Annotated in this window: 8 protein-coding genes; 6 read left to right on the plus strand and 2 right to left on the minus strand. The window is 69.3% G+C overall.

The genetic code is table 11. The annotated features are described in order from the left end of the window. Positions 1-31: 31 nt before the first annotated feature. Positions 32-2,305, minus strand: coding sequence for a transglycosylase domain-containing protein (locus tag ABT232_RS10140; protein WP_351838520.1), 2,274 nt, complete (start codon positions 2,303-2,305; stop codon positions 32-34). Between the two features lie 735 nt (positions 2,306-3,040). Here ABT232_RS10140 and ABT232_RS10145 point away from each other — a divergent pair. The 4 genes from ABT232_RS10145 to ABT232_RS10160 all read left to right on the plus strand — a co-directional run bounded on the left by ABT232_RS10145 (position 3,041) and on the right by ABT232_RS10160 (position 6,838). Continuing rightward, on the plus strand, positions 3,041-3,724 hold the full coding sequence (locus ABT232_RS10145) for a PadR family transcriptional regulator (RefSeq protein WP_351838523.1): 684 nt from the start codon (positions 3,041-3,043) through the stop codon (positions 3,722-3,724). A gap of 45 nt (positions 3,725-3,769) precedes the next feature. Then, the gene (locus ABT232_RS10150) at positions 3,770-4,852 is read left to right on the plus strand and encodes an inositol-3-phosphate synthase (RefSeq protein ID WP_351838525.1); all 1,083 of its coding nucleotides are present in this window, start codon (positions 3,770-3,772) and stop codon (positions 4,850-4,852) included. A 77-nt stretch (positions 4,853-4,929) separates the two neighbouring features. Next, a complete protein-coding gene (locus tag ABT232_RS10155) occupies positions 4,930-6,207 on the plus strand; it encodes an MFS transporter (protein WP_351838527.1) in 1,278 nt (425 codons plus the stop codon). A gap of 121 nt (positions 6,208-6,328) precedes the next feature. Further along, complete coding sequence (locus ABT232_RS10160) at positions 6,329-6,838, plus strand: LppU/SCO3897 family protein (RefSeq protein ID WP_351838530.1); 510 nt, start codon at positions 6,329-6,331, stop codon at positions 6,836-6,838. 123 nt (positions 6,839-6,961) lie between these two features. Here the strand turns inward: ABT232_RS10160 and ABT232_RS10165 are convergent, their stop codons facing one another. Then, positions 6,962-8,413, minus strand: coding sequence for a CCA tRNA nucleotidyltransferase (locus tag ABT232_RS10165; RefSeq protein ID WP_351838533.1), 1,452 nt, complete (start codon positions 8,411-8,413; stop codon positions 6,962-6,964). A gap of 256 nt (positions 8,414-8,669) precedes the next feature. Here ABT232_RS10165 and ABT232_RS10170 point away from each other — a divergent pair, with 256 nt between their 5' ends. Both ABT232_RS10170 and murJ read left to right on the plus strand, forming a co-directional pair. Further along, positions 8,670-11,081, plus strand: a complete 2,412-nt coding sequence (locus tag ABT232_RS10170; RefSeq protein ID WP_351838536.1) for a DUF6049 family protein — start codon at positions 8,670-8,672, stop codon at positions 11,079-11,081. A 45-nt stretch (positions 11,082-11,126) separates the two neighbouring features. Further along, positions 11,127-13,400 (plus strand): murein biosynthesis integral membrane protein MurJ, encoded by a 2,274-nt coding sequence (gene murJ / locus ABT232_RS10175; RefSeq protein WP_351838539.1) that lies wholly within the window; start codon positions 11,127-11,129, stop codon positions 13,398-13,400. The last annotated feature ends 106 nt before the right edge of the window (positions 13,401-13,506 follow it).

A 13,506-nucleotide genomic window follows, 5' to 3' on the forward strand; every position in this document is an offset into this window, starting at 1 on the left:
CAGGGGCACTACGGGCGGGCGGCGGTCTCCGCTACTCGGAGTCGGTTCCTCCGAAGAATCCTCCGCTGCCGTTCCCGTTTCCTCCGCCGTTGCTGCTTCCGGTGGTCTCCGTGGCTGTGGGTGAGGAGGTCACCCCGCCGTCGGTGCCACCACCGCCCGTGTCCGCTCCACCGTTCTCGCCACACCAGCCGAAGGTGCAGGTCTCGCTCGCAGACGGGCTGGGAGTGGGCTCGGGCTCCGATGTGCTCGGCGTCGGGCTGGGCTCCTCCGTCTCCGTCTCGGTGGGCGTGGCCGTGACACTCGGCGTGGGCGACGGGGCACCCACCTGGTCGAGGACCTCACCGATCTCGCCGGCCGCCGGGAAGCCGGGGTCGGACTTGCCCTTCAGCGCCACCTTCATGTACTCGGTCCACACCGAGGTGGGGATGTCACCACCGTGGATCGAGTCCACACCGGCTGTGCCGTTCATGGAGAGCAGCGCGTGGTTCTTGGGGTTCTCACGGAACATCGCGACCGCGGTCGACAGCTGCTGGGTGTAGCCGACGAACCAGGCCGACTTGTTCTCGTCGGTGGTACCGGTCTTGCCGGCCGCCGTGCGCCCCAGGGCCTTGGCGTTCTGACCCGTGCCGTTCTCGATGACGTTCTCGAGGACCTTGGTGACGTTGTTGGCCACGTTCTCGGGCATCGCCTGGGCGACCTTGGGCTTCTCGAAGCCTGGGAGCGGCTGACCGCCCTCCTTGACCTCCTTGACCGAGTACGGGTCGGCCTGCTTGCCGGACGCCGCGAAGGTCGCGTACGAGTCGGCCATGCGGATCGCGCTGGGGGTCGAGGTACCGAGCGCGAACGACGGGTTGATGTCGGAGAAGCTCTGCTTGAGGATGCCGGTGCTCTCGGCGACCTTCGCCACGTTGTCCATGCCGACATCGACACCGAGCTGCACGAACGGCGTGTTCACGGACTGCTCCATCGCCTTGTGCAGGGTGATGTAGCCCCAGGGATGATCGCTCTCGTTCTCCTGGTAGAAGAGCGAGTTGTCCTTCTTGAGGTAGTAGCTGCCGTCCGGCTTCTGCACCTTGAGGTGGTCGTTGCCGTTGTACTTGCTCATCGGCGAGAGGCCGACGCCGTCGCTCTTGTAGGTGCCGTACTGCATGGCGGCGGCGAGGACGAACGGCTTCCAGGTCGAGCCGACCGGGACACCGGAGGTGTCGGCGTTGTTGGTGAAGTGACCGTTCTCGTAGCCCGCGCCGCCGTAGATCGCGACGATGGCACCGTCGTTCGGCCGCACCGACGCGGCGCCGAACTGGACGTGCTGGTCCAGCTTCCGCTTCGGGTCGATGCGCTCCTTCTCGATCTTCTTCACGGCCTTGGCCAGGGCGTCGACCTTGCTCTTCTCGAAGGTCGTGTAGATCTGGTAGCCACCCTGGTCGAACTTGGCCTCCGAGATGTCGGAGTGGGCCAGCACGTACCTCTTGGCGGTGTCGACCAGGTAGCTGGTCTGGCCGGTCATACCCTTGATCGCCTTGCGGCCCTGCGGCTCGGGATACTTCTGGACGGCCTCCTGGTACTTGGCGTCCGAGAGATGGCCGTCCTTGTTCATCTCGCCGAGGATCCAGCGCCACCGCTTCTCGGAACGCTCGCGGTTGGCGTCGGCGGTCGCCGAGGCGTCGATGCTCTCGTTACCCGCCGGGTCGTAGTACGTCGGGCCCTTCAGCAGGGCCGCGAGGAAGGCGCACTCGCTCGCGCTGAGGTTCTTGGCGTCCTTGCCGTAGTAGGTCTGGGCGGCGGCCTGGATGCCGTAGGCGCCCCGGCCGTAGTACGAGGTGTTCAGGTAGCCCTGGAGGATCTCGTCCTTGGTGAGCTCGTTGCCCACCTTGATCGAGATGAACATCTCCTTGAACTTCCGGGAGACGGTCTGCTCCTGGGTGAGGTAGGTGTTCTTGACGAACTGCTGGGTGATCGTCGAACCACCCTGGGTGTCACCACCCGTCGCCATGTTGCCCAGGGCACGGACGATGCCCATGGGGTCGACGCCGGAGTCCTCGTAGAAGGACTTGTTCTCGGCCGAGATCACCGCCCACCGCATGTCCTTGGGGATCTGCTCGATGGTGACGTTCTGCCGGTTCTCACCGGCGCCCGTCGCCACCATCTGGCTGCCGTCCGCCCAGTAGTAGACGTTGTTCTGCGACAGTGCGGCGGCGTTCTCGTCGCTGGGGACGCCCACCATGGCGTAGCCGATGCCCGCGATGGCGACGAGGCTGCCGAAGAAGGCCAGGCAGAGGCCGGAGACCAGCTTCCAGGAAGGCATCCAGCGCTGCCAGCCGTACTTGCTGGCGCGCGGGTAGTCGATGAACCGCTTCCGGTCGGAGGCGGCGGCGCGCCCGCGCCCGGGGCCTGCCGGACCGCCGGGACCGCGCCGGCCGTTCTCGGGCGCCTTGCGGCGTCCGCCACTGCTCCTCTGGGCAGCACGTCGGGCCTCGGCGCGGCTGCCGTACTGCGGCTGCTCGCCTCCCGGTGCGTGAGATCCCGACCCGTACGCGTCGGAGGGAGACCCGGTGGCGCCTCGCGGTGCCGCTCGGCGGCCGGAGGACGAGCCGGACTGGCCGCGTCGGGCCGCGGCACGTCCGCCTCCCTGCGGCTGCGGCGGTTTGCGACGGTGCTCGCTCATCGAACGATTACTCCTAGGGCAGGCGCACCTTTGCGCGCCTGGAAACGGCGGCTGGTTTCCGGTCCCCCCGAAGTACGGACGCGGTCGGTCCCGCATTCACCCGTACTGCACCGGGGACAAGGACGCCCCCAGACGCAACTCGGTTCCCGGTGGTGTGCATGCCGCACAGACTACGCAGCGGCAAAACCCGCCTAGCTCCGAAGTTCACCCCAAAACAGGCACTTCGCTTCCTACGAATCGGTGATGTGACGCCGCTCACCCACCCCCCTCTTGTCGCACGAGAGGGGTCGTTCTATCGTCGTGATGTATCGAGTCGATACATCAGCACGACATAAAGACCGTGACGGGCACGACCGCGGAGGGGAGGAGGCGATCATGAGCCGGCGTTCCGGGATCCTTGAGTTCGCCGTACTCGGTCTGCTCCGTGAATCTCCTATGCACGGCTATGAGCTGCGTAAACGGCTCAATACGTCGCTGGGTGTGTTCCGCGCGTTCAGCTACGGGACGCTCTACCCCTGCCTCAAGACGCTGGTCGCCAACGGCTGGTTGATCGAAGAGCCGGGGCATACCCCCGAGGACGCGCTGACCGCCTCGCTGACCGGCCGTCGAGCGAAGATCGTCTACCGGTTGACGGCGGACGGTAAGGAGCACTTCGAACAGCTGCTCTCCCAGACCGGCCCCGACGCGTACGAGGACGAGACCTTCGCCGCGCGGTTCGCCTTCTTCGGGCAGACCTCGCGTGACGTACGCATGCGCGTGCTGGAGGGCCGCCGCAGCCGGCTGGAGGAGCGCCTGGAGAAGATGCGCGCCTCCCTGGCGCGCACCCGAGAGCGCCTCGACGACTACACCCTCGAGCTCCAGCGCCACGGAATGGAGTCCGTGGAGCGCGAAGTGCGCTGGCTGAACGAGCTCATCGAGAGCGAGCGGGCCGGGCGGGACCTTCGTGGTCCGGCCTCCGGGGAGCCCGCTCAGCAGGACACCACATCTGGAGCGCCGGGCGGCCTGCCCCGGACCGGGGACGACACCCGGCCGGATACGCCCGACGACACCGCCACGTGAGACCCCCGTCAGGGCCTCACCGAGTACACACAGGGAGCAACCGGAATGGGTTCGGTTCGCGTAGCCATCGTCGGCGTGGGCAACTGCGCCGCGTCGCTGGTGCAGGGCGTCGAGTACTACAAGGACGCCGACCCGGCGTCCAAGGTCCCGGGCCTGATGCACGTCCAGTTCGGCGAGTACCACGTCCGTGACGTGGAGTTCGTCGCCGCGTTCGATGTCGACGCGAAGAAGGTCGGTCTCGACCTCGCGGACGCCATCGGCGCCTCCGAGAACAACACCATCAAGATCTGCGACGTGCCCTCCACGGGCGTGACGGTCCAGCGCGGCCACACCCTCGACGGCCTCGGTAAGTACTACCGCGAGACCATCGAGGAGTCCGCCGAGGAGCCGGTCGACATCGTCCAGGTCCTCAAGGACAAGCAGGTCGACGTCCTCGTCTGCTACCTGCCCGTCGGCTCCGAGGACGCGGCGAAGTACTACGCCCAGTGCGCCATCGACGCCAAGGTCGCCTTCGTCAACGCCCTCCCGGTCTTCATCGCCGGCACCAAGGAGTGGGCGGACAAGTTCACCGAGGCGGGCGTGCCGATCGTCGGTGACGACATCAAGTCGCAGGTCGGCGCCACCATCACGCACCGCGTCATGGCGAAGCTGTTCGAGGACCGCGGTGTCATCCTGGACCGCACCATGCAGCTGAACGTCGGCGGCAACATGGACTTCAAGAACATGCTCGAGCGCGAGCGCCTGGAGTCCAAGAAGATCTCGAAGACGCAGGCCGTCACCTCGCAGATCCCCGACCGCGACCTGGGCGAGAAGAACGTCCACATCGGTCCGTCCGACTACGTCGCGTGGCTCGACGACCGCAAGTGGGCCTACGTCCGCCTCGAGGGCCGCGCCTTCGGTGACGTCCCGCTGAACCTGGAGTACAAGCTCGAGGTCTGGGACTCCCCGAACTCCGCCGGTGTCATCATCGACGCCCTGCGCGCCGCGAAGATCGCCAAGGACCGCGGCATCGGCGGCCCGATCCTGTCGGCGTCGTCGTACTTCATGAAGTCCCCGCCGGTCCAGTACTTCGACGACGAGGCCCGCACCAACGTCGAGAAGTTCATCGCGGGCGAGGTCGAGCGCTAAAGCTCGCTCCCCCATGGGCTCCGAGGGCCCCCGAGGCATTGCGCCCGGGGGCCCTCGCCATATGTGAGGCTGGGCCCATGGCCGTCGTACGTGATCTGCGCGTCCTGCTCCGCTTCCGGAACTTCCGGCGCCTGCTCGCCGTACGGCTGCTGTCCCAGGGCGCCGACGGCGTCTACCAGGTCGGCCTCGCCACCTACGTCGTCTTCTCACCGGAGAAGCAGACGTCGCCCACCGCGATCGCCTCCGCCATGGCGGTACTGCTGCTGCCGTACTCCCTGGTCGGCCCCTTCGCGGGCGCCCTGCTCGACCGCTGGCGCCGCCGCCAGGTCTTCCTCTACGGCAATGTGCTGCGCGCCCTGCTCGCCACGGTCACGGCGCTGTTGATGATCAGTCACGTCCCGGACTGGCTCTTCTACGTCTCCGCCCTCTGCGTCACCGCCGTCAACCGCTTCGTGCTCTCCGGCCTGTCCGCCGCGCTGCCACGCGTGGTCGACACCGAGCGCCTGGTGGTCGCCAACTCCCTCTCCCCGACCGCGGGAACCCTCGCCGCGACCGCGGGCGGCGGCCTCGCCTTCGTCGTACGGCTGCTGGTGTCCGACTCCGACGCCGCGGTGGTCCTGCTGGGTGCCGCGCTCTACCTGTGCGGGGCCGCGGCCTCACTGCGGATGTCCCGAGAACTCCTCGGCCCCGATCCCGAACTGGTGCGCCCCCGTCTGGGAGCGGCGCTCTCCGGCACCGTCAGCGATCTGGCGGCCGGAGTACGTCACCTCACCACACCGGCACGCCGGGAGACCGCCTGGGCGCTGGCCTCGATGACGCTGCTGCGCTTCTGCTACGGCGCCCTGACCGTCATGCTGCTGATGCTCTGCCGGTACGAGCTCACCTCGGACCCGGACGACGGACTGGCCCTCCTCGGGCTGGCGTTGGGGGTGTCCGGCGCCGGCTTCTTCGCGGCGGCCGTGCTGACGCCCTGGGCGGCGGGCCGGCTCGGACCCGGCCGCTGGATCGTCATGTGCGCCGCGGTGGCCGCCGTCCTGGTGCCGGCCCTGGGGCTGCTCTTCGCCACCGGCCCGCTGCTCGCGGCGGCCTTCGTGCTGGGGCTGACCACTCAAGGGGCGAAGATCGCCACGGACACCATCGTGCAGTCATCCGTCGAGGACGGTTTCCGCGGCCGGACCTTCTCCGTCTACGACGTCCTGTTCAATGTCGCCTTCGTCGGCGCCGCCGGAGTGGCCGCGCTGATGCTGCCGCCTGACGGACGGTCGGCAGCGCTGGTGGTCGTCGTCGCCTTCATCTACGCGGCGGTTGCGGTTGCTATGGCCCGCTTTGAGCTCCGCCGAGTGTCACATCAATGACACAGACTCCCTCCCGAGTACGGCGGTGTCAGTGGGGGCCGATAACTTACGTGGGTCTTACTCGCTCTTTATGCGCGTCGTTCATCGCGCGTCACGCACCCAGTTCATAGGGGGACCCCCAGTGACCACTCCGCCGCCTCAGGGCAACCCGTTCGCGCAGGGCCAGCCGCAGGGCCAGAACCCGTACGCCCAGGGCCAGCCCCAGGGTGAGAACCCCTTCGCTCAGGGTCAGCCCCAGCCCGGGTTCCCCCAGCAGGGTGCCGCTCCCTACGCGCCGGTCCCGGAGCAGCCCCGCCGCAAGCTCAGCTTCAAGACGATCAAGAACATCGTCATCGTGATCGCGGTGGCCTCCGTGGCCATCGGCGGCTTCATAGCCAGCCGGGACGACGCCAACACCGCCGCCGTCGGCGACTGTATGCACCGCGGCAGCACCGACGACAACAACCCGGACCTGGAGGTCGTCGACTGCTCGGACGCCAAGGCCGAGTACGTGGTGCTGGCGAAGGTCGAAGGCTCGTACACCGCGATGACGGCCGAGACCACGTGCGCCTCGAAGGCCAAGGACTACCAGTACTCGTACACGGAGTCCGGCGACGGCAGCGACTTCCTGCTCTGCCTGAAGGACAAGTAGTACGGCACATGTGGAGAGGGGCGCTGTTTCACGTGAAACAGCGCCCCTCTTCACTTCCGGGATGTCCTGTGAGGCTCCCGCAGAGGTCATGTTTCACGTGAAACATGACCTCTTCTCATGCGCTCAGCCCTCCACGGACTGCGCGGCCCACCACTCCTTGAGTGCCGCGACCGCCTCGTCGGGACCCATCGGCCCGTTCTCCAGCCGGAGCTCCAGCATGTGCTTGTAGGCCTGGCCCACCTCCGGGCCCGGTTTGATGCCCAGGATCTCCATGATCTGGTTGCCGTCCAGGTCGGGCCGGATGGAGTCCAGCTCCTCCTGCTCCTTCAGCTGGGCGATGCGGTCCTCCAGACCGTCGTACGCCCGGGAGAGCGCCGCCGCCTTCCGCTTGTTCCGCGTGGTGCAGTCCGAGCGGGTCAGCTTGTGCAGACGGTCGAGGAGAGGCCCCGCGTCGCGGACATAGCGGCGCACCGCGGAGTCGGTCCACTCGCCGGTGCCGTAGCCGTGGAAGCGCAGGTGGAGTTCGACCAGGCGCGAGACGTCCTTCACCAGTTCGTTGGAGTACTTCAGCGCCATCATGCGCTTCTTGGTCATCTTCGCTCCGACCACCTCGTGGTGGTGGAAGGAGACCCGGCCGTCCTTCTCGAAGCGACGGGTGCGCGGCTTGCCGATGTCGTGCAGCAGCGCGGCCAGCCGGAGCGTCAGGTCGGGGCCGTCCTGCTCCAGCGCGATCGCCTGCTCCAGGACGATCAGCGTGTGGTCGTAGACGTCCTTGTGCCGGTGGTGCTCGTCGCTCTCCAGCCGCAGAGCCGGCAGCTCGGGCAGCACATGGGCGGCGAGCCCGGTGTCGACCAGCAGCGCCAGACCCTTGCGGGGGTGCGCGGAGAGGATCAGCTTGTTCAGCTCGTCCCGCACCCGCTCGGCGGAGACGATCTCGATCCGGCCGGCCATCTCCGACATCGCGGTGACGACCTCGGGGGCCACCTCGAAGTCGAGCTGCGCGGCGAAGCGCGCGGCCCGCATCATCCGCAGCGGGTCGTCCGAGAAGGACGCCTCGGGCGTGCCCGGGGTCCGCAGCACCCGCGCCGCGAGATCGTCGAGGCCGCCGTGCGGATCGATGAACTTCTTCTCCGGCAGGGCCACCGCCATCGCGTTCACGGTGAAGTCCCGCCGGACGAGGTCCTCCTCGATGGAGTCGCCGTACGACACCTCCGGCTTGCGCGAGGTCCGGTCGTAGGCCTCCGACCGGTAGGTGGTGACCTCGATCTGGTAGCCGTCCTTCTGCGCGCCGACCGTGCCGAAGGCGATCCCGACGTCCCAAGTGGCGTCCGCCCAGGGCCGCACGATCTTCAGCACGTCCTGGGGCCGGGCGTCGGTGGTGAAGTCCAGGTCGTTGCCGAGCCGCCCGAGCAACGCGTCCCGTACCGAGCCGCCGACCAGGGCGAGTGAGAACCCGGCCTCCTGGAAGCGGCGGGCGAGGTCGTCGGCGACAGGAGCGACCCGCAGCGGCTCGGTCACCGCGCGGTGCTGCTCCTGGCTGAGGGCGCTGGGGGTCTCTTCGTTGGCGTTCGGCACAACAGAAGAGGGTACGTGGCCCGGGCGACCGCGGGCGCCCCGATTATCCGGCTGCGGCCCGACGCCGATACCCACACAAGACCGCCCCATGTGACGTACGTCGGCGCTCCTCTTTATACGTGCGCATACCGGACAGCGAGCGCCCGTCCCCCGATCTTGTGGAGCAGTCCGCGGCACTTCCCCTCAGCGCGCATCGTTACCATGCGTGGACGCACATTCCGACGACCACTGACGACGACGAGGGACGGGCGAGCGCGTGGCCGAGGCGGCAGACTTCCAGGGGACGTGTCCCTCACCTGCCCGCCGATGGCTGCTGCGGGTCGGTGCGCTGGTCGCCGGGACGCCGCTGCTCGCGGGGCTGCTCCAGCTGTCCGCCATCCCCTCGGCCGACGCGGCCGGCCAGGACTCCGCGCAGGCGGCCTCCGGGTCACGCACGGTGGCGGTGGCCCTCGACTCGTTCAGCCCCGCCGTCCCCTCGGAGGGCGACACCCTGACGGTCTCCGGCACGGTGACCAACAACGGCAAGGAGCCCGTCACCGGCGCCGAGGTGGACCTGCGGGTCGGCCCGGAGCTGACCACGCGCTCGGAGGTCGACGCCGCCGCCAAGGGCACCGACTACGTTCCCGGCTCCGACGGCACGGAGGTCGGCGGCGACTACTCCCAGGAGTTCGCCGAGCTGACCCCGGGGGTGGCTCAGCCGTTCAGCATCTCGGTGCCGGTCGACGAGCTGGACCTCGGCGGTGACGGCGTCTACCAGTTCGGTGTCTCGCTGACCGGTGAGACCGCCGCGCAGCCCTGGGAGCAGGTGCTGGGCTTCCAGCGCACCTTCCTGCCGTGGCAGCCCGACGAGGCCGACCCGCGCACGAAGACGACGTTCCTGTGGCCGCTGGTCTCCACCGCTCATGTGACGGCGGAGACGGGCTCGAACGAGCAGCAGACGCCGGTCTTCCGCAACGAGGACCTCGCCGAGGAGATCGCCCCGGGCGGCCGGCTGGCGCAGATGGTGGCACTGGGCAAGGACCTGGACGTCACCTGGGTGATCGACCCGGACCTGCTGGCGTCCGTCGACGCGATGACCCGCAGCTACGAGGTGCAGGCCGGCGACGACACCACGCCGGGCCGCCATCAGGCGGTCGCCAACCAGTGGCTGGCCGAACTCCAGAAGGCGGTGGCCGGCAAGCAGGTCGTCGCCGTGCCCTTCGGCGACCCGGACCTGGCCTCCCTCGCGCACAACGGCACGAACGTGACCGGCTCGCTGAGCCAGTACAAGGCGGCCACGGACGTGATCGCCAACACGGTCGAGCCGATCCTCCACGTGACGCCGAGCACCGACTTCGCCTGGCCCGTAGAGGGCGCGATCGATCCGTCGATCGTGAAGGTCGCCACCTCCGCGGGCGCCGACAAGGTGATCGCGCGCAGCGACAGCCTCCAGGAGACCGCCGGCCTGCCGTACACGCCGTCCGCGGCCCGTCCCATCGGGGGCGGCACCACGGCGGTGGTCGCGGACGCGCGGCTGTCGAGGGCCTTCGAGGGCGATCTGACGAAGGCGTCCGCCGGCACACTCGCCGTGCAGCGGTTCCTCGCCCAGAGCCTCGCTCTGAACCAGCAGTCGGACAAGCAGCGCAGCATCGTCGTCGCGCCGCAGCGCACGCCGACCGCCAGCCAGGCGCGGGCGATGGCCGAGGCGGTCACGGCCCTCCAGGGCGGCAATTGGACCGAGATCCAGGACCTGACCGCCGCCGCCGAGGCCCGGCCGGACTCCGGTGCCACCACGAAGGTCCCGGCGGCCTCCGCGTACCCGTCCGGGCTGCGCAAGCGGGAACTGCCCCGCGCGGCCTTCGACCAGATCGCCACCACGCAGCACAAGCTCGACGGCTTCAAGGTGATCCTCAGCGACGAGAGCCGCGTGGTGACCCCCTTCGGGCGGGCCCTGAACCGTGAGATGTCCACGTCCTGGCGCGGCCGCTCCGCGGAGGCGGAGAGCTACCGCGACGGCGTGGAGAACTACCTCGACGGGCTGACCGACCAGGTCAAGCTGATCGAGAAGTCGGAGACCAAGCTCTCCGGCCGCAGCGCCACCATCCCGGTGACCGTGCAGAACAACCTGGTGCAGGGCGTCGACAACCTGGTGCTGCGGCTCACCTCCACCAGCCCGACCCGGCTGGAGATCGCCGGCGAGGCCTACGACGAGCAGCCCGTCACCGTCTCCGGCGGACACAGCCAGTCGGTGAAGTTCACCACGTCCGCCAACGCCAACGGCCGGGTCACCGTGGTCGCCCAGCTCTTCACGGAGGACGGTCAGCCGTACGGCGACTCCGTCACCTTCGACGTGCGGGTCACCGAGATCACTCCCACCGTGATGCTCGTCATCGGCGGCGGTGTCCTGCTGCTGGTCCTCGCCGGCTTCCGGATGTACACGCAGCGCAAGCGCGCGGCGGCCCGGGAGGCCGAGGAAGGCCCGGAGGAGGCGGTCGCGGCGGACGGCGCCGCGGACGCGGAGCAGCCCGCCGACACGCCGGAGAACCCCGAGGACCACGACGACCGTCCCCAGAGGGAGTCCGGCACCCGGCCCGAGGCGGACGAGCCGGAGCAGCCGAGTGACCCGACACCAAACGCCGCAGCGGAAAGCACCGACCCGTCCGGCACGGGTGAGAGAGTGGACCGTTGAGGATGTCGTGGCCGGTCGGCCCGGGACGATGAGGTGGGGTAAGCGATGAACGCGCCGTACGACGGTGACCACGGCCAGGCCGTGGGCAGCTCGGGCTACCCCGAGGGCCCGCCGCCCGAGCATGGCCAGGTGCCGCCGCAGCACCCCGCGGACATGTACCTCCAGGACGCCTACGAGCAGGACCCCTACCGGGCGCAGGACCTCACCGCCCAGGACCCGGTCGCCGAGGCGCTCTACGACCGTGCCGCGCACCCTCCGCCGCCCCCGGGCACGTATCCGCCGGCGGAGCAGTTGTACGCGCAGCCGCCGCAGTCGCCGTACGCCCCCGACCCGAACGTGTGGGCGCAGCCCCCGGCCCCCGAGCCGGACGGCGCCACCCAGTACCTGCCGTACGGCGACGACCCGCGCACCACGCAGTACGTGGGCGTCGACGACCTGGTCACGCAGGCCGGCGACGAGCGCCACGAGCACGACGCCTTCGCCCACCTCTTCCGGGACCAGCAGCAGGGCGGCGTCCGCCCGAGCGCCCACCACCCGGCGGTGCCGGGACCGGCCGCCGCGCCGGGGACGGGCGGGCCCTACGCCTCGCCCGAGCAGTACCAGGCGCCTGCGGAGCAGCACCCCGGGCCCGATCGGCAGCAGACGCCCGAGCCCACCGTCCCGGCGCCCGCCGCCGCCCCGAAGAAGGGCGGCCGGGCCGCCGGCCTGCTGAAGTCCAGCGCCGTGATGGCGGCGGGCACGATGGTCTCCCGGATCACCGGCTTCATCCGCTCGGCGATGATCGTCTCCGCGCTGGGACTGATGCTGCTCGGCGAGTCCTTCCAGGTGGCCTACCAGCTGCCGACCATGATCTACATCCTGACCGTCGGCGGCGGTCTGAACTCGGTCTTCGTCCCCCAGCTCGTACGCGCCATGAAGGACGACGAGGACGGCGGCGAGGCCTACGCCAACCGGCTGCTGACCCTGGTCATGGTGATCCTCGGAGTCCTCACCGGCCTCGCGATGCTCGCCGCCCCGCTGCTGGTCCGCGCCCTGTCGAACCCGCTGGCCTCGGACCCCGCCGCCTACGACATCGCGGTCACCTTCACCCGGTACTTCCTGCCCTCGATCTTCTTCATGGGCATCCACGTGGTGATGGGCCAGATCCTCAACGCGCGCGGCCGCTTCGGCGCGATGATGTGGACCCCGGTCCTGAACAACATCGTCATCATCGTGACGCTGGGCATGTTCCTGTGGGTCTACGGCACCGCCGAGCACTCCGGCATGACCGTGGAGAACATCCCGCCGCAGGGCGTGCGGCTGCTGGGCATCGGCATCCTGCTGGGTCTGGTCGTCCAGGCCCTGGCGATGATCCCGTACCTGCGCGAGACCGGCTTCAAGCTGCGGCTGCGCTTCGACTGGAAGGGCCACGGCCTCGGCAAGGCCGCGATGCTCGCCAAGTGGACCATCCTCTTCGTCCTCGCCAACCAGGCGGGCGCGCTGGTCGTCACCCAGCTGGCCACCGCCTCGGTCGTGGACACCAAGATCGACGGCACCGGGTTCAGCGCCTACGCCAACGCCCAGCTCATCTGGGGCCTGCCGCAGGCGATCATCACCGTGTCCCTGATGGCCGCGCTGCTGCCGCGGATCTCCCGCTCGGCCGCCGAGGACGACAGCGGCGCCGTCCGCGACGACATCTCCCAGGGCCTGCGCACCACCGCCGTCGCGATCGTGCCGCTCGCCTTCGGCTTCGTCGCCCTCGGCGTGCCCATGTGCACCCTGATCTTCGGCTCCTCGGGCACGAGCGCGGCCACGAACATGGGCTACATGCTGATGGCGTTCGGCATCGGCCTGATCCCGTACTCGGTGCAGTACGTCGTCCTGCGCGCCTTCTACGCCTACGAGGACACCCGCACGCCGTTCTACAACACGGTCATCGTGGCCGCGGTGAACGCGAGCGCGTCCGCGCTCTGCTACCTGCTGCTGCCTGCCCGCTGGGCGGTCGTCGGCATGGCCGCCTCGTACGGTCTGGCCTACGTCATCGGTGTCGGCGTCGCCTGGCGCCGGCTGCGCAAGCGCCTGGGCGGCGACCTGGACGGCGCCCGCGTGCTGCGCACGTACGCGCGTCTGAGCATCGCCTCGGTGCCGGCGGCCCTGCTGAGCGGCGCGGCCTGCTACGGGATCACCCAGGCCCTCGGTCAGGGTGTCCTCGGCTCCTTCGCCGCGTTGCTGGCCGGTGGGGCGGTCCTGCTGGGGATCTTCTTCATCGCCGCCCGCCGGATGCGTATCGAAGAGCTGAATTCGCTGGTAGGTATGGTGCGCGGACGTCTGGGCCGCTGACAACGGGGGTAGGCGCACAACCTTCGACCGCCACCGTGTGTCGTGCATAGCGGCGGACTGTGGGCACAATTGGGTTCGGCGTCGGACGGCGCGCACGGGGTCGTAC

This window comes from Streptomyces sp. NPDC001532 (assembly GCF_040298625.1).
Taxonomy (GTDB): Bacteria; Actinomycetota; Actinomycetes; order Streptomycetales; family Streptomycetaceae; genus Streptomyces.

Excerpts from the sequence above, each read along its gene's own strand:
- ABT232_RS10145 (WP_351838523.1), top strand. The coding sequence starts at position 3,041 with ATGAGCCGGCGTTCCGGGATCCTTGAGTTCGCCGTACTCGGTCTGCTC.
- ABT232_RS10155 (WP_351838527.1), top strand. The coding sequence starts at position 4,930 with ATGGCCGTCGTACGTGATCTGCGCGTCCTGCTCCGCTTCCGGAACTTC.
- ABT232_RS10140 (WP_351838520.1), bottom strand. The coding sequence starts at position 2,305 with ATGCCTTCCTGGAAGCTGGTCTCCGGCCTCTGCCTGGCCTTCTTCGGC.
- murJ (WP_351838539.1), top strand. The coding sequence starts at position 11,127 with ATGAACGCGCCGTACGACGGTGACCACGGCCAGGCCGTGGGCAGCTCG.
- ABT232_RS10150 (WP_351838525.1), top strand. The coding sequence starts at position 3,770 with ATGGGTTCGGTTCGCGTAGCCATCGTCGGCGTGGGCAACTGCGCCGCG.